Below are 20,540 nucleotides of genomic sequence, written 5' to 3'. Positions count from 1 at the left end.
CGATAAAAGCTGGCATCGAACTTGCGCCTGCAGACGGGTGACAGGTGGCCCGACGGCACCGCACAGACCGTTGGGCGCAAGGAGGTGTAAATGGCTCCAGTGAAATTCACGATTGTCGGGAATCCGGGGGATCTGGTGGTCAGTCAGTGTACCTTCTGCGCCCATCGCAGCCCTGACGGTACCCGTTGCAAGGCGTATCCAGGCGGGATTCCGGCCGAGATCCTGTTCAATGATCACGACCACACTCTTCCGTTCGCGGGGGACAGCGGGATTCGTTACCAGGCGGTGGAGCTCGCGGCAAAAGAGATCGCTTCCTGAAGAACTGCCGATCGGAAAATCGAACTGAAACGTCGGTATCGACGAGGTCCCTTCTGGTAGGGTTGGAGGGTGGATGAGGTCGCCCCGCTTTTCCTGTTGATAGCAGCCTCGCTGGCGCTGATTGGCTTCACCGCATTCGCTCTGGTATCTGTCAGAGAGTCCGAGCGACGGGCCGCGAAGGTTGCCCTCCTGCTCGCGTTGCTGTGCTCGATTTCGGTGATGATCGTAGCGCTGTTGCCGAGCCCAATTCCTGCCGTCGCAGCGGGCTTCTTGGTTGTGGTGCTTGTCGTCGCCTCGGTCGCTTTGCTCGTGCCCTCGAGCGCGCGGCTGACGCCGGGCGGATGTCCTTCGCGGAGAGTTGATGAGCGGGACATTCTGTTTTCCCGCGGCCGACTGCGCGAGGGGAGTCCCGAGTACCAGTCGTACTACGCGATGCGGCCGGAGAACAAATCCGGCGATGACCTCACCCGGTCACTACCCGGCCTCCTGTCCAGGGAAGCCAGCCTCGCCGAACCGCTGACTTTCGCCGCCGCGGAGGCGTGCTTCGATCTGACGGAGGCGGTGAGAGAGCACGTCGACGGCGAGGTCGCCCGCCGAAGGATCGAACGATCTCCCGAGGTCTGGTCAACAAAGATCAAGGACCTCGCTCGCTCGTACGGCGCTGTGGACGTTGGGGTTGCCGAACTGCGCCCAAACCACGTCTATTCGCACGTCGGTCGCGGGACCGGTGGATACGGCGAGAAGATTGAAATGGAGCATCGGTGGGCGGTCGCGTTCACGGTAGAGATGGATCACAGCCGGGTTTCTTTTGCACCGGAGGCTCCGGTTGTCGAAGAGTCGGCCAGGCAGTACGTGGAGGGTGCGAAGATCGCCCTGATCCTCGCGAGCTGGATTCGTCGACTCGGATATCCGGCCCGAGCCCACATCGACGGGAACTATCGGGTCATCGCACCGCTGGTCGCTCGCGATGCAGGCCTGGGTGAGATCGGACGCGTGGGTTTGTTGATGACTCCCCGGCTCGGCCCCAGGGTTCGGTTGGGCGTTGTGACGACCGACCTGCCGTTGGTGGCTGACACCCCGGGCGATAACCTGTCGCTGATCGAGTTCTGTCTGATCTGTAGAAAATGCGCCGCCAACTGCCCGGTGGGCGCAATTCCCAGCGGAGATCGAACGCCGATCGACGATGGGCTGCGCTGGGCGATCGACGCCGACAGCTGCTTTCGTTACTGGAATGTCGTCGGCACTGATTGTGCAACCTGTGTGCGGGTCTGTCCGTACTCACACCCCGACACTTTTGCCCACAACCTGGTCCGGACTTTCGTCGGGAGATCTGCCGTCGCTCGGCGAACCATGCTGTGGCTCGACGATCTTTTCTACGGCAAGCGGCCCCCAAGTATTGATAAAATCGAGAGATGAGCCAGCTTACGATAATTTCTGGAGGTGCCCCGTGAGGAAGTCACTGTTGGTCAGCTTGCTGGCTGCATTCGTGATGACGGCCTCCTCGTCTGAGGCTCAACAGAGCCTGGGCGATGTCGCGGGTTCGATCAAGCTCAACCGTCCGGCCGGAGAGGCGGTGGTGATCGATCGCCATGCCATCGGTCGGGCACGCAAGACATCGGTCCCAGCCTCCGGGGTGGATCAGCTGAACGATGCAGTCAACGACTGCCTGGTTGAAACCCGTGCACTGTATGCTCTCTTCAACGAAACCCGAGACGGGTCTTTGTTCTACCGAGACGAGTGGCGCATGCAGGTCGCATCAGTCGGGCAGCGGCTCGAGAGCGCCCAGTTCAAACTCGAATCGGTCGTGCCAGACGGTCGCTATGTGGAGTCGTACGAGAAGGCGCAGCAGGGCGCGAATACCGCTCTATCAGCTCTCGAGATCCTGAGATCGGCTATCGCGAGCGATCGTCCGGTCTTCTCGCAGGGGAGGACGCTCTGCGAACAGGCCCTCCGCCTGCTCGAGGAAGCACGGACGGAGATCGGCGCGGCCGCACGTCGCGATGCGGCCGAATCCACTCCGGCGATGATCAATCCGATCGACGCCGATCGGATCATCAGCTCGACCTGCGGGAGGCAGTACGCCTCGGGATCGCAGGGCTACGGCGACTGCGTTGCGCGGGAGCGGGCCGCATTGGACGCAATGCGCGGTCGGACAGGACCGGGCGCCGGGCTCGATGTCGAGTCATTCAACATGATTCGCAACGCCTGCCGATTCGAGTGGCCGAACAGCTTCGTCAGCCAGGATCAATGCGAGCGAAATCGGATTGCAGCACAGAAATCGAGGTGAGCATCGCGTAACCTCAGTATTCTTGTCAGCAAATGAGAGAACGAGTGCGGAAGCTCCTCCTTCCTTCCGCTGGCCCCTCGGTACCCTTGTCCGGGGGGCTTCGTTCATCCGCCCGCCCGCACGTTTCGGATTTCGGATTTCGAATTTGCCTCCCCAGATCTCCTGACTCCCGATCCCGTTCGGATTGGACGAAAACTCCTCACTGTGCGCGATAGGCTTCGAGTACGTCTTCCACAGAGCGGCGCAGGTCACGATCTCGGATCAATCGGACAAGCGTCGGATTGGTGCGGCACACGCGGGCGAGGTGTTGAATACCCTCGTTGCGCCGTCCCTGGGCGACGAGCGAAAGGCCGAGATAAAAATCCGCATCCTCGTGCGGCCAACCCTTGAACGCTTCACGAAAGGCTGTTTCGGAACCTGCGTAGTCGCTCCTCATGTACCTGGCCCGCCCGACAGTCCGCCAGAGTTCGGGGGCGTTGCGGGGCATGCGGTCTATCCGCCCGAGAATGGACGCCTCGACTGCAGCAGACCGCTGGGTCCGAATGTTCAAGGGAGCGGTTCGGGAAGCCTCCAAGATGGACTCGAGGCTTCCCTTCCAAACATCAGCGGCCACCCGTTGGATTTGCCATCCTGAGACTACCAGCGCGACGATACTCAGCGCAGCTACCGCCGGCATGCGTCCCGTCCGCCACTCCACCGTCCGTACGGCCCCAATCGAGGCAACGACTTCTGCTGAAATGAGGGCGATGGGTACGAGACCGACCGCAAGGTGCGTCGGATAGTGCAGGAGGGCGAGCGGAGTAAGGGCGGCCGCTCCCAAAGCGAGCGCCGGACCCGCCCGTTCGCGCTGTTTGACCAGGACGGCCGCCAGGAAAAGAAGCCAGATCAGACCAACCACACCGAGTTCCGCTGTGAGCTGCAGCGGGTCGCTGTGAGCCCAGCTGAAGTGGGAAGCGAGTTGCCCGCGTTTGCCGACCCCCCCGTGGCGGTCGAACCAGCTCAGACGGCTCGGATAGTAGAGGTGGTCGTAGTTGGCTGCGCCGACGCCTGTGAGCGGACGTGCTCGCACCATTTCGGCGGCGGCAGTCCAGCCGTCTCCACGGGCTGAAAAGAGCTCGTACCACTTGCCTGTTCTGATTTGATAGACAACCTCGGTGATACGACTGCCGAGGCCGGTCGCAAGTGCCAGGATCAGCAGGGCGGTGAGGATGGCGGTCGCCGAGATCCACAACCGTTTCGACCTCTGTTGGTACAGCCACACAAAGACCAGAAGAACCAGAGCCGCGATTCCTGACAGGCTCCTGGTGAGCAGCGTCGCCATCGCAAGAATCAACGCGAAGGCAGCCCGAAGCCACGAACGTGACGGCTTCTCCCATCCGGCGAGAATGAGGGGCAGGAGGAGGACAGCGGCCATGGCGAGATCCGACGGGTTTCCGGTGAGTCCCGTGTTGCTTACCCTGCCTTTCGCCGACTCTCCTGCGAGCCGAAACACGTGGACGCCACCGATCTGGAGCATCATGACAGCCGCGGAGACGATGACGCCGCTGGCGGCGACCATCGCGAGCTTGCTTCTCCCATCGGACCCAATCGTTGTAGCCCAGAACAGTCCAACGACCCAAATCGCCGTGAACGCTGCAGATTCAAGGGCCCTCAGTGGGCTCGCGCTCCACAAGGCGGAAATCGCTTGCAGGATCGGGAGAGCCGCGAAAATGCCCGCGATCCGCCCTGTCGGGAGGGTTATGGTTCTGCGCCGCGATGCAGCCCAGACCGCGATCGCGCAGGTGATGACCAGGGTCGCCAACACGATCGCGTCCTTGGGGAGACGGAATGGGCTTGCCGCTCCTCGGAGGACGGCGATCTCGGCCAGGAAGAAACCGATCGCCGCAACCTTGATCGGCCAGTGCGATGGTTTTGGTGCTGGAGTCTTTTCTCGCGCCACGGCCGAATCCTATCAGGGTCGGCTGGAACGCTCTGCCAAAGGTCTTTCCCGAGAACGGTTCGGCCCGGGGTTAGCGGTGACAGTATCCGCACCCGAGTCGATGGGAAACGGAATGTGAATGACGATGGTTTCGGTTGGTGTCATCGAGGTGGCGACGATGAAGGATGCCATGTGCCATTGACGCCGGCGCTGAAAACGGTACGCTGTCGCCCTGCTGTGGCCCGCGTTGACCGAGTGGATCGAGCGGGGGCGGCAGGCGGGGAGGAAAGATGCGCCGAACAGTGATCGCGGGAACGGGGAGCTACATTCCGCAAAGACGGGTGAGCAACGACGAGTTCCTCGACAACCGATTCTTCATCGATTACGACCAGCCGATCGACAGGGCTGACAATAACAGGACAGTCGAAAAATTCGAGGAGATCACGGAGATAGCCGAGCGCCGATATGCGGAGGACGATCAAGTCGCTTCGGACCTCGGTACTCTGGCTTCCGAGAAGGCGATTCAAGCCGCCGGGATCGATCCCGAGTCTCTGGATTACATCATTTTTGCCCACAATTTCGGTGATGTCCTTGCAGCCAACCGTCGCTGCGACTTCTGTCCCAGTCTGGCCGCGCGGGTCAAGCAGCATCTCGGGATCGCCAACCCCGAGTGCATCGCCTACGATCTGCCCTTCGGGTGTCCCGGCTGGGTTCAAGGCGTCATTCAAGCGGACTATTTTCTGAGATCGGGTGACGCATCTCGTGCCTTGGTGATCGGTGGGGAAACCCTGTCCCGCATTTCCGATCCCCACGATCGAGACAGCATGATCTATTCGGATGGCGCCGGGGCGACGGTGCTCGAGGTCCACGAGACGGAAAATGAAATTGGCATTCTCGCTCACGCGGCGCGCTCGGACACGATCGATCACGCGCGCCTGCTGTGGATGGGGGAGTCGTACGATCGTAGTAACGCAGACGAGACCCTCTACCTCAAGATGTATGGCCGCAAGCTCTACAACTACGCCCTTTCCAATGTGCCGGGGGTGGTCAAGAAGAGTCTCGACCGCGCTGGGTTGAGCCTGGAAAATGTCAAAAAGGTCTTTCTTCATCAGGCGAACGCCAAGATGGACGACGCGATCCTCAAGCGCCTGTTCAAGCTCTACGAGGTCAGAGAGATCCCCGAGGGGATCATGCCGATGAGCATATCGTGGTTGGGCAACTCGTCGGTTGCGACCGTGCCGACGCTGGTCGATATGGTGGCACGCGGAGAAATGGATGGTCAGCGGGTTGATCCGGGCGATGCCGTGGTCCTGGCATCAGTCGGAGCCGGCATGAACATCAACTCGGTGGTCTACCGCTGGGTGTGAAGTCCGGTATCAAGCCGGACGTCATGAGTCACGGGCGATCTGCGAGGGTTGTGACTCGCCCGCGCCTCAGGATGCAGACACCACGTTTCCACCATTTTCCCAGCCAGGCGACTAAAGCGGGTGTGATATTCGGGTTAAGGTAGGGGTCATGAAATCCATAGCCGGTTTTTTTGTAGTGCTGTGGAGTATGTGCACTCCCCTCGTGGCACAGGCTCCGGTACAGCTGACTCCGGAGGAGCAGACCCTCATGGAGGCCGCATACGTCGGAGAACTGGACACTGTACGACGGCTTGTGGCGGACGGAACATCAGTCGACGCGATCGACGCCGAGAGGCGCACGCCACTGATGTTCGCCTCGTTCAACGGGCATTTCCCGGTGGTCGAATTTCTCCTCGACGCGGGTGCCGCGATTGACGCCAAAGACGGCAACGGCCGGACGGCGCTAATGTATGCCTCGAGCGGACCCTTTGCAGAGACGGTCGAACTCCTTTTGCAACAGGGAGCCGGCGTGAACGTCCAGGGCACTCTGGAAGGTTTCACGCCTTTGATGACCGCGGCGGCGGAAGGTCTCCTGGACATCGTGCGCCTTCTCCTGGTCCACGGCGCGGATCGGAATCTCGAAGACCAAGATGGCGACACCGCTTTGTCCTTCGCCAAGAGGAATGGTCACACCGAAGTCGTAGAGCTGCTCGAGATGTCACCTGACGACGACTGATGGCAACCGGTTGGCGGGAAGGGTCCGGCCAGAACCGAGCGAAAATAACGGTCCGTCGGGCGCGTGCCCGAGCGGGAATCTGGTTCTCTGGGTGAGAAATGTGTGAGCTACAATTCGTGGCCGGGCGATGATGAGAACCTCTCTGATGCTCACGATCTGCGTTTTGATGAGCGCCCCAGTTGCGGCTATCGAGCCGAAATCCATTCTCGAGCACGCGGGCAACCTCCGTCCCGAGGTGCTCGAGTTGGCGCTGGGGGCCTACGAACAGGCGCAGGAAGGCGGTCACGTCCGTCGGGAAATCCTGACGATCATCGACTACGAGCTCCCCTCCTATCAACAGAGGTTGTGGGTGATCGACATGAACGCGGGCCGCGTGCTGTACCAGGAGTGGGTGGCGCACGGCATGGGCAAACCGAGGGGGTCGGGCGGCACGATGGAGGAGGCCCTGACCTTTTCCAACGAGAAAGGCACTCTCAAATCGAGCCTCGGTCTGTTCGTGACCGCCGAGACCTATTACGGTCGCCACGGCTACTCGCTCCGGCTCGATGGCCTCGAGAAGGGTATCAATGACAACGCCCGGGAGCGTCTGATCGTGATCCACGGCGCCTCCTACGTGTCCGAGGGTCGTGCCGATGACCGCCTTGTCGGTCGAAGTTGGGGATGCCCTGCAGTCCGGCCTGCGATCTCGAGAATTCTCATCGACGCCATCAAGGACGGGTCGGTGCTTTGGATCTACTACCCGCACGACGAGTGGCTCGGAGAGTCCGAGTTCCTCGACGACGAGTGAACCCGGACGCTGTGGATCAGCTTTTTTCAATCGCTTCGCGCAGGCCCTCCGGTGGGTCGACCCGGAAAGGCTGGTCGAGGCCCTCGATGATCGGTGCGTCGCGGTTGTAAACGTCCCTGCGAAATTGAACGGTCCCGTCGGCGTCGGCCTCGGCGGTCCAGTAGAGCAGCAGGACGGCGATCGGTTTCTCGAGATCGACCCTCGTGTTCTCCAGCGAATCCACCACCTCGTCGACCCGCGCTCGGTCCCATCCCTGGTCCTCGAGCAGCAGAGTCGCGAGCTCGAACGGGTTCTGCGTACGGATGCAGCCGTGGCTGAAGGCGCGTTCGGTGCGCGCGAAGAGCCCTTTGCTCGGGGTGTCGTGCAGGTAAACCATGTACTGGTTGGGAAACATGAACTTGACCCGGCCGAGCGCATTGTCGGGACCTGGTTCCTGACGGATCATGTACGGGAATTTCCCGGAGGCCGTCGCCGCCCAGTCGACGGTTGACGGATCGATGATCTCGCCCGAATGAGTGACCACGCTCATGTTGTTGCGGCTGAGGTATTCCGGATCCTTGCGCACCCTGGGCAGGGTCTCGTTGCGCAGAATTCCGGGAGGGATCGTCCAGGTTGGATTGAAGTCGATGTACTGCATCGTGTCTCTGAACACCGGAGTCATGTGGTAGGGCTTTCCAACCTGGACGCGCGTGCTCCAGATTGTTCTTTCGTGCCTGACCAGGTGAGCGTTGTAGCCCGCGATGTCGACGATGACGTAATCCTCCGGAAGTTCACGGAAGACCCATCGGAATCGCTCGAGGGTCGCTCGAATTTGATCGATCCGCGCATCAACCGTGGTGTTCAGCTCCTCGAGAGTGCGGGGTCCGACTTTGCCGTCGGCGTCGATGCCGTGCCTCGTCTGGAAGTGCTTGACTGCGGCTTCCAGGTGATCGTCAAAGACGTTCGGATCAGCCGGCTCCGCACCCTTGAGATCCGCAGTCATTCGGAGGCGTTTCCTGAGCGAAATCACCCGTTCGTCTTTCGCCCCCAACTTGAGCCCCGGGCCTTCAGAAACAGTCGGCCATCCGCCCTTTTGCTCGATATCTCGATACCTGACGAGCGCCCGGCGGAGACGATCGTAGAATTCCGTGTCCGGATCCACGTTCTCGAGAGCTGCCGAGATCCTCTTGCTGTTCAAGGCGTCGTTGAATACCTTGACGGGGTCTTCGAATTCGATCTCGCGGTCGAAATTCCAGGCCGGGTCGAGCCTTTTCGCGTCGAGCTTGCCGAATTTGAGCGTGACGCCCAGCCTGGCCAGGGCGTCGGTGCAGAGGATCTCGGTGTCGGCTCGAGAGTTCGCGTCCCTGTTCCGGGCCCCCGCTTCAAGACTTTCACGGATCTGGCGGACGTGAAAGTCGCTCGGGTTGAGTCCGTGATAGGCCGAACCCTCGACTTGATCGAGAAGCTCCTCGACCATCTTCGGATCCTTCCACGCCGGCTCGTATGCTCGCAATTCGTAAATAGCCGAGATCAGTGGCATTGCCGCGATGGGGGCGCCTGCCACCGTCGGTCCACGGGTGGACGAGAGGGCTTCGATGCGATCCCGGAGAGCGTCTCGATCGGCTGTCTGGCCCGGGGCGGAAATCGGGTTGGAGAGCACGATGATGATAGAGAAAGCGATGGCGGCCGAGGTGATTCGCGTGATTTTCATGGCCGGAGATTCTACACGAGTGATTCCGCGATCACTCGGTTTGCGGCCCATACGGCCTGGATTGTGAAAAGGAGGCTGGCCGCAGCACGTGCTGCGGCCGGCTGATCGATTTCACCATTACTGCCTGGCGCGATGCCAGGCTCACAATCAGAGGTCTGCGACCGGACTCGTTGCTCGGCTAGTCGTCGTCTTTGTCGAAGATCTCTTTGGTCTTGTCAACGACGTTATCCACAGCGTCTCCAGTTGCCTCTGCGACGTCGCCGGCAACTTCCTTGGTCTTGTCATAAGCGTCCTCAACCAGGTCGCCGGCCTTTTCGACCGCGTCCTCGATGGTGTCGGCGACGCGTCGCGCGCCAAAGCCGAAGACGATCATGGTGACGCCAGCGATGAGAATGTGGATGCCCACCAGTACGCCGACCGCCCATACGCCGGAAACCGGCCACTCGATGAAGATCAGAATGCTCAGCAGCAGGGCGACGATTCCGCCGAAGAGCAGCCACCCCCAGCCATCGATCGGCTTCATCTTGAACGAGGCAATGATTTCCGAGATGCCGTCGATGAGGAAGTAGACCCCGATCAGCATCGTGATCGAGGCGAGTCCGACGCCCGGCCTGAAGATCATGATCAGGCCGGCGACGACGCCGAGGAGGCCGATGAGGGTCCCCCAGATGCCCGTGCCCCAGTTCCCTGATTTGAACGCATGGATGATCCTCGAGATTCCGGCAATCGTCAGCAGCACGCCGACCAGAAGGGTCACCGCCACGCCGGTGATGGTCGGCGCGACCATTGCCAGCACGCCGAGTATGGCGGTCAGGAATCCCAAGAAAATCAGCCAACCTGCGTTCGACTTCGCTTCGTGCGTCCACGTGTCTTCGCCCATGAATCCTCCTCCTTGTGTTGGGACGCGAGCCGGGGCTCGCGTCAGCTCCTGGATTCTCCTCGCTGATGTCCCGGAAAAGCTATTGGTGTTTTCGACATTCGTCAAGCCGCGGCTTGACGATCGACGGCTCGAAGAGTGGAATCCGACGCGGTTTTGTCGGCAGGTGTCCGGTCGGCCGCGGGTGGCGAGGTGTCAAATGTCACGAGGGCCGGGAACGAAAATCGAGTTGGTGCAGGTGCAGGGATGAGGTACGATCGCCGGGCTTCATCGTGAGCGAACGATGGCGCGAGATCGACTTCCCGGGAGACATACATGAGTTCTGGGCATCCAAAGGGCCTGAAAGCGCTGTTCTTCACCGAGATGTGGGAACGGCTCGGTTTCTACATGATCGTCGGAATCCTCTACCTCTACATCATTGACACCGAGCGCGGTGGACTCGGGATGTCGAACGCCTCTGCGGGTGAGATTTATGGCACGTACCTGGCTTTCGTCTATTTCACGCCGTTCCTCGGAGGGATGATTGCCGATCGGTACCTCGGCTTCCGTAAATCCGTTTTCATCGGTGGTCTCCTGATGGCGACGGGTTATTTCGCCCTCGGAATTCGGAGCATGCCGACCTTTTACTCGGGCCTCGTCCTCCTGTGTCTCGGCAACGGGCTGTTCAAGCCGAACATCTCGGCGATGGTCGGCAATCTCTACGAACCGGGCGATCCGCGCCGCGATGCGGGATTCAATATCTTCTACATGGGCATCAACATCGGTGCCTCCGCCTCGGCGCTGCTGGCGGCACCGCTGCGGAATCTGTGGAGCTTCAACCTCGCATTCACCGCCGCTGGGGTCGGTCTGTTGATCTCGGTCGTCACCCTGGTTTTCAAGTGGAAGGGCCTTGCCGCAGCCGATCCTCCGCGGTCCGCACCGAGCGAGGACGATGTCAGCATGCGGCAGATCGTGATGATGATTCTGCTGCCCGCGGCGGCGTTCGGTGCAATCGGATATTTCGTCGGCCAGTATCTGCCGTTTGTCGTCAACACCATCGGTAGCGTGACCTTCGCCTTCCTGGTCGGCATGCTGCCGATCGCTGCCTATTTCGTCCTGCTCGTCAAAAGGGCAGCTCCGGAAGAGAAACCAGGGCTCGCCGCGCTCATCCCGGTGTACGTCGCGGGGGGTGCGTTTTTCATGGTCCTGCACCTCAGCGGCGGTCTGATGACGGTGTTTGCCGAGCACGACACCGATCGCCAGGCCGAGTGGATTCCGAGAGCGACCGACTTCTATGCCCAGAAAGCGATGCCGTCGTACTTTGCCAACGCGACCCCGGACATGCCGCGCCCGGACCCGGAGACGCTGGTTGTCGTCGATGCCGATGCCGAGTCGATGTTCGGTGCGCGGATCCTCACCGAGTCGCTGGTTCGCAGCTTCGAACAGAAGTCGGGCCGCGACGTCCAGGTGCTCGATCCGTCCGAGTTTCCCGAGGACGAGCGGTTCATGTCCTGCGGGGTGTACGGTGACCAGAACGTCAGTCTCACAACTTCGAAAGACGCACACGGCGTGACCACCACCAGCGTCACGCTCAGCCCCGAGAACGCCAGCCAATCGAGGGAGGTCCTGCTCGGGCGAGCACTCGGCGGGAGGAATGTGCCGGTCATCCTGGTGAGCCAGGAGACGTTCGACTCCGTCTACCGGCTCACGGACGAGTCGACCGAGACGCTTGAACCCGGCTCGTACGTGCGTCTCGTCAACGCCGAGATGATCACCGGACTCCTCAATCCGGTCTTCGTGGTTGTGCTGACGCCGGTTGTGGTGTGGTTCTTCGGCATGCTTGCGGCACGTGGGCGAGAGGTTTCGACTGCGCGAAAGATCTTCTACGGCATGGTCATCACGACGATTTCAATCCTCATCATGGCCTTCGGTGCATACGTAGGTCAGGACGGCGCGATCAAGACGTCGATGATGTGGTTGGTCATCTATTACCTGGTCATCACGTGCGGAGAACTCTGCCTGTCGCCGATGGGTCTTTCCCTGGTGACCAAGCTGTCTCCGAAGCGGTTGGTCGGCCTGATGATGGGCGGCTGGTTCCTCGCGACCTCGATCGGCAACAAGCTGGCCGGGTTCATCAGCGGTCTCGAACCGTCGACCATGATGTTCCTGGTTCTGGCCGCCGGCATCCTCTGCGTTGCCGGGTTCATATACGTGCTGTTGCCGAAGCTCGATGCGGCGATCAAGCAGTACGGAGCCTAGGAGAATTCGGAATTCGGAATTCGGAATGAGGAATGCCCCCGCCCACCCGGTGGGGGCGTGCCTTTTTCGATCCTCGATTCTCAATACCTGAGTCTCGATCTGCCTGCCCGTGTCCCTGCACGACTCTGCAAAGTGGGTCAAAAATTCACTGAATCGAACATCGAGTGAAAAAATCAAAAAAACAAACATCCAACATCGAGCATCGAGCATCGAGCATCCAGCGTCCAGCATCGAAAACCGAGGATTGGGCGCGGGCAATGGCGGATCAGCTACCATGGCCCCATGATGCGGTCCGAAGAGGACCTGATTCCTTACGCGCCCGGCCGACTCGACGGATCGCCGGTGTTGGTCTTGGCGCCGCACGCCGACGACGAGGTGTTCGGATGCGGCGGTGCGATCGTGCAGTCTGTCGCGGCGGGTGCCGATGTTCGTTTGGTGATCCTCACTGATGGCGCTGCGCAGGGCGATCCGACCGTCCGCCGGGAGGAGGCGCTCGAGGCGGCCCGTCGTCTCGGTCTCAGCGAGCCCGAGTTCTGGGGACTTGCGGACCGGTCGATTCGGCCCGACGATGCGCTTCTCGCCGATCGGTTGCTCTCGTTGTTGAGCGAGATGTCGCCGGCGCTGATCCTCGCTCCTTCGCCGGCCGAGATTCACCCGGATCATCGGGCGCTGGCCCTGCTCGTCTACGGTCTCCTGCAGTCGATCCCGCGGGACAGCGAGGCCGGTGAGGCCCTTCAGTCGACGATCCTGGCCGCCTACGAGGTGTCTGCGGTGATGCGACCCAATCTCCTGATTGACGTCAGCGCCGAGTGGGACACCGTTCTTTCGGCTGCGGAGGCGTACGCCTCGCAACTCGAAGTGCATCCCTATATCGAGGTGATGGATGGAATCGCGCGCTCGAGGCGCCTAACCCTTCCAGACGGAGTGAGACGGGCGGAGGCCTACCACGTCGTGGACCCGCGCTACGTCCGCACCCACTCGATCGCCGAGTGGGCGGCCGCGCAAGGGCCGAGCTCGGGCCTCGAAGAATCTGCGGAAGCTGCGGCGATCGACGTGGTCGTGCGCACGAAGAACCGCCCCCATCTCCTTCGAGAAGCCCTCGATTCGATTGCCGCCCAGCTCCACCCAGCCAACAGGGTGATTGTCGTCAACGATGGCGGGGAGCCGATAGCCTCTCTGTGCTCCCAGTTCGAAGGGAGGCTGAACCTCGAAGCGATCGAGTTCGAGGCGTCTCGGGGACGATCCGCCGCCGCTCAGGCCGGGCTCCAACGAGCGGAATCGACGCATGTGGTGTTCCTCGACGATGACGATCTGATGTATCCCGACCACCTGCTGGCGCTCGGCAAAGCGGTGGCTCGTGGCCTGTCTGTTCCATATGTCGATGCGGTGCAGGGCGTCTGGCGAATGGACGACGCCGGTGACCTGGTCCAGGTCTCGCGCCATCGAACCTTTGGCGGCGAGTTCGATCGCTCCCGCTTCGCATTGGTCAATCACATTCCGCTGCCGTGCGTCGCGATCCCGCGGAAGCTCGCCCTCGAGGTCGGGGGCTTCGACCCGGAGCTCGACATGTACGAGGACTGGGACCTACTGCTGAGCGTGGCAGAGAGTACGTCGCCAGTCTACATTCCCAAGGTCACGTGCGAGTACCGTGTGATCGAGGGCGCTGGCGGTATCACCGGCGCGAATCCTCCCGGATCGCCGGGTCAGCTCGAGGCGCTCGAAACAATCTGGGATCGGCACGGGCTCCTCGAAAACCGCACCAAGCTGGCGGCGGCGGTGATGTCGTTAGTGGAAGCCCGAGACCGTGCGTCCGAGCGGGCGCGCGTCCGCGACGAGCAGCTGGTGGAGGCACGTGGAGCCAACAACGGCCTGACTGCCGAAATTCGTCGGGTTCGGTCCGAGGTCGAACCTCTGGTTGTCGAGAGCCGCGAGTTGAAGGATCGCTGTGCCGAGCTCGAAGCAGCCCGGGACACCTTCAAGTCCGAGGTCGAGCACCTGAACGCGGTTCTCGAGATGATCACCAACTCGAGGACGTGGAGGCTCAAGGAGTTTGTGAGCCGGCTCCTCGGCCGATCGCAGGGACGATGAGCCGCGCCTTCCTGATCTGCCCCGAGCCGGTGCGAGCCGTCACCGCCGGCGTCGGTACGAGATTCGCGACTCTTGCAAGGGTCCTCGCGGATGCCGGGCACGGCGTGACGTTGGCGATTCCGAACGACACGGACGAGGCACCTCGGTTCGACGGGGTTGATGTGATCCGCGCCGAGCCGACGCGATTGGGCTCGCAGGCGGACGATCACGACTGGGTGTTGCTCCACGCGCACCTCGGAAACAGCTATCTCTCTCAACGGGACGACCTGCCGCTGGTGGTCGATCTCTACGACCCGTTCCTGGTGGAGAATCTCCATTACCACCGAGATCTCGGACTCACACCTTTCTCAACCGATCACGATACGTGGCGACTGCAGATGGGACGGGGAGATTTTTTCCTTTGCTCGTCGGAAGAACAACGCCTGTACTACCTCGGTTGGTTGAGCGCCCTCGGCAGGGTGAATCCACTGAGTCTCGAGGATGACCCCAAGCTGCGGAGACTGATCGTCGAGCTTCCGTTTGGTGTGCCGGAGGCCGAACTGCCGGCAAAGCCCGAGAGAGCCGACGTATTGCCCGGAGTCGACATCGATGCACCGGTGCTCTACTTCGGCGGCATCTACGACTGGTATGACCCGTTGACCGTGCTCGACGCGATGCCGGCACTTCTCGAGCGCGACCCGCGGACGGTACTGGTGTTCGTCGAACACCCCCATCCCGACCTGACGCCTCTCACAGTAGCGGGGCGCATCCGGCGCGAGGCGGAACGACGCGGTTGGCTCGGGTCCTCCGTCCGATTCGAGCAGTGGCGGCCGTACGATCGTCGCTTCGAGGTGGCCCAGGCGGCGGATGTCGCTGTGGTGACCCATCGGGCGGGCCTCGAGACCGACCTCAGCCTTCGTACGCGTCTCGTGGATCTGCTATGGCTCGGTCTGCCGACCGTGGTAACGGAGGGCGGAACGATGGCGCGGGTGGTGGCGGAGTCGGGGGCCGGAGAGGTGGTGCCGGAGGGCGCGCCAGCGGCTGTGGCTGCTGCCGTCGCAACCCTGCTCGACAATCCGCAGCAAAGGGAATCTGCAGCCGATGCCGGTCGGAAATGGGCTGCCGATCGAAGGTGGAGCCTGGTTGCGAAGCCACTACTCGAATTCGCGGACAATCCGTGGCGCGACGGGCATCGCGAACGGTTTTCCGAGCTCGCGCCCGGGCAGGTTGCCGGCGATGAGCCCCTGCTCCAGAAGCTCCAGCGTGCTCTGCGCCGGAAGCGAGGTTCGCGATGAAAACGGCGGTGATCGTTGTTGCTCACGCCGGGTTTCACCACCTCGAGGACAGCCTTGCCTCGCTCACCGCTTACGCCGATCGATCAGACGTCGAGGTGATCCTCGTCGACAACGGTTCTGGCGACCGTTGTGGCGACGCCGCGCTCGAGCGATGGCCCTGGATTACCGTCGTCCGGGCCGAGGAAAACCTCGGCTTTGCCGGCGGCGTTCACCTCGGGGTCGAAGCAGCGGGCGCCGATGTCCTGGTTCTTCTCAACGACGACGCAGCGGCGGAGGAAAACCTGCTCGACGCTCACCTCGAAGCCCTTGGCTCCAACCCGCAGGCTGCCGCCAGCGCCGGGCGCCTCACGAATTGGGATGGCGATCGTCACGATTTCGTTCGTGGCGGAGTGACCTTCGACTGCCACGCCTTCCAGCTCGGTCAGGGGTGCGAGCTGACCGAGGTCGAGCCACCCGCCCCGGGTGAGTCCTTGCCGTTTGCCTGCGGCGGGAACATGGCGATCCGGCGCGACGATTGGGAGTCGAGCGGCGGTTTCGATCAGAAGCTCTTCGCCTACTTCGAGGACGTCGACCTCGGTTGGCGCCTCTGGGCCCGTGGCCGAGAGGTGGTTGCCGCACCGGACGCGGTCGCACGTCACCGCGGAGCCGCGACCTCGGCCAGCCTCGGCGACTTCAAGCGCGGCGTGCTGTTCGAGCGAAATGCACTGCGCACGTTCTTCGTGTGCGCCGATGACGAGCACCGTAAAGCTTTCGGCGAGGCCGTCTGGGCGACCTACCTGCACCGGCTGACGGCTTACCTGGAGGCCGATCCGGAGATGGCGCGGCATGCGGCCGATCCGTTCGGCAATGGCCCCCAGCCGATGTCTCGCGGTGAGCGCTGGCGCGGCCGCATCCGTGACAACGGCATCGTCGGCTCGGCTCGCCATGCCCTGGCGAGAGTGCTGTTGGGACCGCGGGTCGGGGCGCCGACCCTTGAAGACGGCCATATCCTGATGCAGCTGCGCGCCGCATCGGGCTTCTTCTCGAACCTCGACGACGCCGGGGGGCGGCGCAGGGAGATCCAGGAGGCCCGGGTCGTTCCCGATCGCGAGATTGTGGCCAGGTTCCCGCGCCTCGTGGTGCCCACCTATCCCGGCGATGACGAGTGGTTCGCGTCCGACGCGTTCCGCGAAATGCTGCCTGCTGCCTGGCCCTTGCAACACCTGAGGCTCGACGAAATCCTGCGCACCTGACCGCCAAAAGCCCGTTTTTTACGTCATGTGTGGGTGAACTGTCACCTGGGGGTAAAACCTCGATCCCGGGTTCCCACAAACCGTCTCACTTTACGTACCATCCGAAGACTCGAGTTTTTCGAGCAAGGATGCCCGAGTGGTTGAAGGAGGTTTTCCCCATGATCAGAGCGCTTGCCAACGTCCTGTCGATCTTTTTTCTCGTTGCGGTAACGATGCCGGCAGCCGCCCGGCAGGATGAACCGGAGAATCCGCCGAACGAGGCGGTCCAGGGCACCGAGGATGAAGAGGCGACCGAGGAGGGCCGGGTCTTCAGGGACCAGATCGTCGTAACCCCCGGCCGACAGGAGCAGGCGTCTGGCGACGCACCCGCGCCGATTACGGTCTTCGACCGTGAGACGATCGAAAAGATCCAACCCGAAAAGATGGCGGATCTCTTCAAAATGGTGCCGGGCGTGGAAATTGATGGTGAGGGACCATTCCGCGGTCTCCCGGTCATCCGCGGTCTGAGCTCGAATCGGGTGCTCATCCTGGTCGACGGCCAGAGGCTGAACAACTCCCGCGAGTCGACGACCTTTGCCGGCATCCAGCCGGCTCTGGTCAACCTCGCCGAGGTCGAGCGCATCGAGGTTCTGCGGGGACCGGCCTCGGTTCAGTACGGCTCCGATGCCATCGGCGGTGTCGTCAACATCATCACTCGCCAGCCCAACCTTGGGGCACAGGATTTCAAGGTAAGCGGTGAAGCGGCTTTCGAGTACGGCACGATCTCGGACTCGCAGCTCGGCAGGGCTTCGGTCACGGGCACCGGACAAGGGTTCTCGTTCTATGCCGGTGCTACATATGAAAAGGTCGACGAGTACACCGCCGCCGACGGAGCGTCCCAGGACGAGCGATATGCGCCATACGTCCGCGCGGACAACTCGGTCCCCAACAGCGGCATGGAGCAGACCAACTTCAACGGAGGACTCAAATTCATGACCGGTCAGCAGGGGGTGCTGCGAATCGATGCCGAGGTCGTTCGCACGAAAGACGTCGGATTCCCGGGCTTTTCGCTCGACACCAACGGTATCGAGTTCACCTTTCCCAACTTCGACCGCGACAAGATAGGCGTTTCGTGGAGCGCGGGGCCGGTGTGGGGCCTGTCCGACATTTCGCTGAGCACCTACTATCAGGCCGTCAACAAGGAGAGCGCGAGTATCTTCGATTTCCCCGGATTTTTCTCCGACAGCTTTACGCAGTCGGAGATCAACTCGTTCGGGTTCAACGCACAGTCGATCGCTCATGTCGGCCGCCACCACCTCACCTTCGGCATCGATCTCTACATCGACAACGTTGACGACACCACGCTCGATGAGACATGTTTCGGACCGTCCTGTCTGCCACCGAGCACCGAGGTGGCGGTTCCGAGGAGCGAGCAGACGGGTTTGGGTGTCTACATCCAGGACGGCTGGTCGCTTAGCGATTCGGTGACTCTCCAGCTCGGTCTCCGCGGCGACACTTTCAGCTTTGTCAGCGAGGACGATCCGGATTATCTGGGTGAGCCGTTTGACGAGACCGATTCCGCGGTCTCGGGCAACCTTGGGGTCACCTGGAGCGTCACCGACCACGTCAATCTCAACGCCTTGGTGGCGCGTGGATTTCGGACGCCTAACCTCCAGGAGCGGTCGTACTTCGGGCTCGCCACTAACGGGGAGGCCTATATTCTCCAAAACCCCGGCCTGAGCTCGGAGAGCTCCTGGAACTACGAGATCGGCACCAAGGTGCGGTACGAGCGATACAGTGGAGGACTTCACTTGTTCTACAACGATCTCTCGGATTTCATCACCCTCGAGTTCCTCGATCTCGACGACCCGATTTGTGCCTCTCCTCCAGCTCCTCCGGGGATTCAGTGTGCGGAATTCGCCAACATCGCCAAAGCGACCATCAAGGGTGTTGAGTTCGACCTCGAGGCGATCTTCGCCAACTGGTGGACGGCGTTCGGTTCCATTGCCTACATGGAGGGAGACAACGAATCGACCGGCGAACCGTTGTCGACAATTCCGCCACTCAAGGTTCTTCTCGGATTGCGGTACCAGCGAAGCGCCTGGTGGACCGAAGCCAACCTCCGCTTCCTCGATCGACAGACCGATCTTCCGGAAGACGACCCGTTCTTCGATACCGGGACCGTCGGATTCACGGTCTACGATCTGCGCGGCGGCTTCGATTTCGACTTCGGTCTCGGTTTTATCGCGTCGGTGGAGAACATCACCGACAAGCTCTACAACGAGCCCTTCAACAACCGGCCGGAGCCGGGGAGGAACTTCCGGGTCACGGCGAGATACCGTTTCTGAAGAATTCGGAATTCGGAATTGGGAGTGCCCCCGCCCGAGGGGGCATTCCTTTTTGGATACTGGATGCTCGTTCCTCGATCCTCGATTCCACCCTCTCGCATACCGGTACGTCAGAGAGAAAATCGAGTATCGAGGATCGAGGACCGAGCATCCGGTCGGATTACGTCGGTGGTTTTTCCACAGACCGTTTGCCGGTGATCGACTCGATCTCGATTTGCCAGACGCGAGTAGTCGCAGTGGCCGCCCGATCGATATTCCAGTCGCGCCCCGAGTAGTGCCGCATGATCTGGTTGAGCCCGTGCGTCTTTTCGGCGCTGGAGGCGAGTTCAGAGATTGTGCCGTAGCCGATCACGCTTTCGAAGGCGAAGGTCCATTCGCACGCGTCCTCTTCGTCGACCTGGAGCGAGACGTTGGTTTCGACCTCGAAACAGATACGTTTGTTGGACTCGAAAAAGTCGATCTTTCGCCCCGATTTGGAGGTGTGGATGTAGATGACTTCGTCGTCGTAGCCGAAGGAAAGAGGCACGACGTACGGTTGATCCTCTCGCGCCATGGCGATCCGGCAAACCTCTGCGGCGTGGATGATCCGATCGATCTCGCCGCGATCCGTGATCTCCCTGTCGCGGCGCCTCACGGTTGTGCCCTTCGAGCCCTGGTGGCGATGAAAGACGGGATGTACTTCGAAAGCTCGTCGTCTTCGGAGTGGTAGTGGTCCTCGTAGAAACCGGTGAGCACGAAACCCGCCAGAATCTGTCCGGCGATCTGGTCGGAGAGTGTGTGGCTGAACTCAAACGGCTCTCCCGCTTCTACCATCTGCCGCTTCTGTTCTTCGCTGAGTGACTCGAGATCCGAGTAGGGGATTCGATGGGCGACACAGAGGAGGTCTGAGTCGTGCTCCAGATCGTATGGGAAAAGATATCGCAGCGGGTTGGTGAAACCTGCGAGCAGGTCTCCGCCAGGCCGGAGCACGCGGGCACATTCCGCCCAGACCGGGTGGACGTTCGCTACGAAGGAGTTCGAGACCGGGTTGACGATGAGGTCGAACGCTCCGCCCTCGAATACACCGAGGTCGGCCATGTCGCCTTCGATGGTGGCCAACTCGAGTCCATCCCGGGCAGCGACCATCCGGTCCTTCTCGAGCTGCTTGGGTGAGGCGTCGAACACGGTCACCTGCGCGCCGGCAGCGGCGAGAAGCGGACCCTGCTGGCCGCCCCCCGAAGCGAGACACAGGACTTTCGCGCCGTCGAGATTCGGGAACCAGGAGCGAGGTACTGGCCTCGTCGGGGTGAGGACAATCTGCCACTCGCCACGGCGTGCGGCCGCGATCTCTTCAGACGAAACCGGCACGGTCCAGCGGTTCCCACATTCGACCTGCGCGTTCCAGGCCTGCCGGTTCAACGAAAATACGTCCTCTGGCACGAC

The 20,540-nt window shown here is 61.7% G+C and carries 16 protein-coding genes; 11 read left to right on the top strand and 5 right to left on the bottom strand.

Going from position 1 to position 20,540, the window contains the following annotated elements; all coding sequences use genetic code 11:
• The first annotated feature begins 90 nt into the window (after positions 1-90).
• From LJE93_03910 to LJE93_03900, 3 genes are all read left to right on the top strand, one after another.
• Positions 91-318: a hypothetical protein gene (locus tag LJE93_03910; protein ID MCG6948047.1), complete on the top strand. Its 228-nt coding sequence runs from the start codon at positions 91-93 to the stop codon at positions 316-318.
• 69 nt (positions 319-387) lie between these two features.
• Positions 388-1,734 (top strand): 4Fe-4S dicluster domain-containing protein, encoded by a 1,347-nt coding sequence (locus LJE93_03905; protein ID MCG6948046.1) that lies wholly within the window; start codon positions 388-390, stop codon positions 1,732-1,734.
• A 31-nt stretch (positions 1,735-1,765) separates the two neighbouring features.
• Positions 1,766-2,605, top strand: coding sequence for a hypothetical protein (locus LJE93_03900; GenBank protein ID MCG6948045.1), 840 nt, complete (start codon positions 1,766-1,768; stop codon positions 2,603-2,605).
• Positions 2,606-2,804: 199 nt separating this feature from the next.
• Here LJE93_03900 and LJE93_03895 read toward each other — a convergent pair whose 3' ends face one another.
• Positions 2,805-4,544: an O-antigen ligase family protein gene (locus LJE93_03895; protein MCG6948044.1), complete on the bottom strand. Its 1,740-nt coding sequence runs from the start codon at positions 4,542-4,544 to the stop codon at positions 2,805-2,807.
• A gap of 269 nt (positions 4,545-4,813) precedes the next feature.
• Here LJE93_03895 and LJE93_03890 point away from each other — a divergent pair, with 269 nt between their 5' ends.
• The 3 genes from LJE93_03890 to LJE93_03880 all read left to right on the top strand — a co-directional run bounded on the left by LJE93_03890 (position 4,814) and on the right by LJE93_03880 (position 7,392).
• Positions 4,814-5,890, top strand: coding sequence for a ketoacyl-ACP synthase III (locus LJE93_03890; GenBank protein ID MCG6948043.1), 1,077 nt, complete (start codon positions 4,814-4,816; stop codon positions 5,888-5,890).
• 202 nt (positions 5,891-6,092) lie between these two features.
• Positions 6,093-6,605 carry an ankyrin repeat domain-containing protein gene (locus tag LJE93_03885; GenBank protein ID MCG6948042.1) on the top strand — a complete coding sequence of 171 codons (513 nt, stop codon included), beginning with the start codon at positions 6,093-6,095 and terminating at the stop codon, positions 6,603-6,605.
• Positions 6,606-6,732: 127 nt separating this feature from the next.
• Positions 6,733-7,392 carry a murein L,D-transpeptidase catalytic domain family protein gene (locus LJE93_03880; protein ID MCG6948041.1) on the top strand — a complete coding sequence of 220 codons (660 nt, stop codon included), beginning with the start codon at positions 6,733-6,735 and terminating at the stop codon, positions 7,390-7,392.
• Positions 7,393-7,408: 16 nt separating this feature from the next.
• On the opposite strand, the gene LJE93_03875 is transcribed toward LJE93_03880, so the two are convergent.
• Both LJE93_03875 and LJE93_03870 read right to left on the bottom strand, forming a co-directional pair.
• Positions 7,409-9,082, bottom strand: coding sequence for a L,D-transpeptidase family protein (locus LJE93_03875; protein ID MCG6948040.1), 1,674 nt, complete (start codon positions 9,080-9,082; stop codon positions 7,409-7,411).
• 178 nt (positions 9,083-9,260) lie between these two features.
• Positions 9,261-9,962 carry a DUF308 domain-containing protein gene (locus LJE93_03870; GenBank protein MCG6948039.1) on the bottom strand — a complete coding sequence of 234 codons (702 nt, stop codon included), beginning with the start codon at positions 9,960-9,962 and terminating at the stop codon, positions 9,261-9,263.
• 312 nt (positions 9,963-10,274) lie between these two features.
• On the opposite strand from LJE93_03870, the gene LJE93_03865 reads away from it, so the two are divergent.
• The 5 genes from LJE93_03865 (at position 10,275) to LJE93_03845 (ending at position 19,118) form a co-directional block, all read left to right on the top strand.
• Positions 10,275-12,197, top strand: a complete 1,923-nt coding sequence (locus tag LJE93_03865) for a peptide MFS transporter (GenBank protein MCG6948038.1) — start codon at positions 10,275-10,277, stop codon at positions 12,195-12,197.
• Between the two features lie 282 nt (positions 12,198-12,479).
• Positions 12,480-14,285, top strand: coding sequence for a PIG-L family deacetylase (locus LJE93_03860; GenBank protein ID MCG6948037.1), 1,806 nt, complete (start codon positions 12,480-12,482; stop codon positions 14,283-14,285).
• Entirely contained in the window at positions 14,282-15,559 is a 1,278-nt protein-coding gene (locus LJE93_03855; GenBank protein MCG6948036.1) for a glycosyltransferase, read from the top strand. The genes LJE93_03860 and LJE93_03855 overlap by 4 nt, the downstream gene beginning before the upstream one ends.
• Positions 15,556-16,791 (top strand): glycosyltransferase family 2 protein, encoded by a 1,236-nt coding sequence (locus LJE93_03850; protein ID MCG6948035.1) that lies wholly within the window; start codon positions 15,556-15,558, stop codon positions 16,789-16,791. The genes LJE93_03855 and LJE93_03850 overlap by 4 nt, the downstream gene beginning before the upstream one ends.
• A 158-nt stretch (positions 16,792-16,949) precedes the next feature.
• Entirely contained in the window at positions 16,950-19,118 is a 2,169-nt protein-coding gene (locus LJE93_03845; GenBank protein MCG6948034.1) for a TonB-dependent receptor, read from the top strand.
• Positions 19,119-19,278: 160 nt separating this feature from the next.
• On the opposite strand, the gene LJE93_03840 is transcribed toward LJE93_03845, so the two are convergent.
• The gene (locus LJE93_03840; GenBank protein MCG6948033.1) at positions 19,279-19,752 is read right to left on the bottom strand and encodes a pyridoxamine 5'-phosphate oxidase family protein; all 474 of its coding nucleotides are present in this window, start codon (positions 19,750-19,752) and stop codon (positions 19,279-19,281) included.
• Positions 19,749-20,537 carry a class I SAM-dependent methyltransferase gene (locus LJE93_03835; GenBank protein ID MCG6948032.1) on the bottom strand — a complete coding sequence of 263 codons (789 nt, stop codon included), beginning with the start codon at positions 20,535-20,537 and terminating at the stop codon, positions 19,749-19,751. Before LJE93_03835 ends, LJE93_03840 begins: the two co-directional genes overlap by 4 nt.
• Positions 20,538-20,540 lie beyond the last annotated feature (3 nt).

The organism is Acidobacteriota bacterium (assembly GCA_022340665.1).
Classification (GTDB): domain Bacteria; phylum Acidobacteriota; class Thermoanaerobaculia; order Thermoanaerobaculales; family Sulfomarinibacteraceae; genus Sulfomarinibacter.
The sequence above is the reverse complement of the archived record's forward strand: the minus strand, read 5'-3'. Positions and strand labels throughout refer to the sequence as shown.

Coding starts and splice junctions, on each gene's coding strand:
- LJE93_03870 (MCG6948039.1), bottom strand. CDS start 9,962: ATGGGCGAAGACACGTGGACGCACGAAGCGAAGTCGAACGCAGGTTGG.
- LJE93_03850 (MCG6948035.1), top strand. CDS start 15,556: ATGAAAACGGCGGTGATCGTTGTTGCTCACGCCGGGTTTCACCACCTC.
- LJE93_03845 (MCG6948034.1), top strand. CDS start 16,950: ATGATCAGAGCGCTTGCCAACGTCCTGTCGATCTTTTTTCTCGTTGCG.
- LJE93_03855 (MCG6948036.1), top strand. CDS start 14,282: ATGAGCCGCGCCTTCCTGATCTGCCCCGAGCCGGTGCGAGCCGTCACC.
- LJE93_03865 (MCG6948038.1), top strand. CDS start 10,275: ATGAGTTCTGGGCATCCAAAGGGCCTGAAAGCGCTGTTCTTCACCGAG.
- LJE93_03910 (MCG6948047.1), top strand. CDS start 91: ATGGCTCCAGTGAAATTCACGATTGTCGGGAATCCGGGGGATCTGGTG.
- LJE93_03890 (MCG6948043.1), top strand. CDS start 4,814: ATGCGCCGAACAGTGATCGCGGGAACGGGGAGCTACATTCCGCAAAGA.
- LJE93_03860 (MCG6948037.1), top strand. CDS start 12,480: ATGATGCGGTCCGAAGAGGACCTGATTCCTTACGCGCCCGGCCGACTC.
- LJE93_03875 (MCG6948040.1), bottom strand. CDS start 9,082: ATGAAAATCACGCGAATCACCTCGGCCGCCATCGCTTTCTCTATCATC.
- LJE93_03880 (MCG6948041.1), top strand. CDS start 6,733: ATGATGAGAACCTCTCTGATGCTCACGATCTGCGTTTTGATGAGCGCC.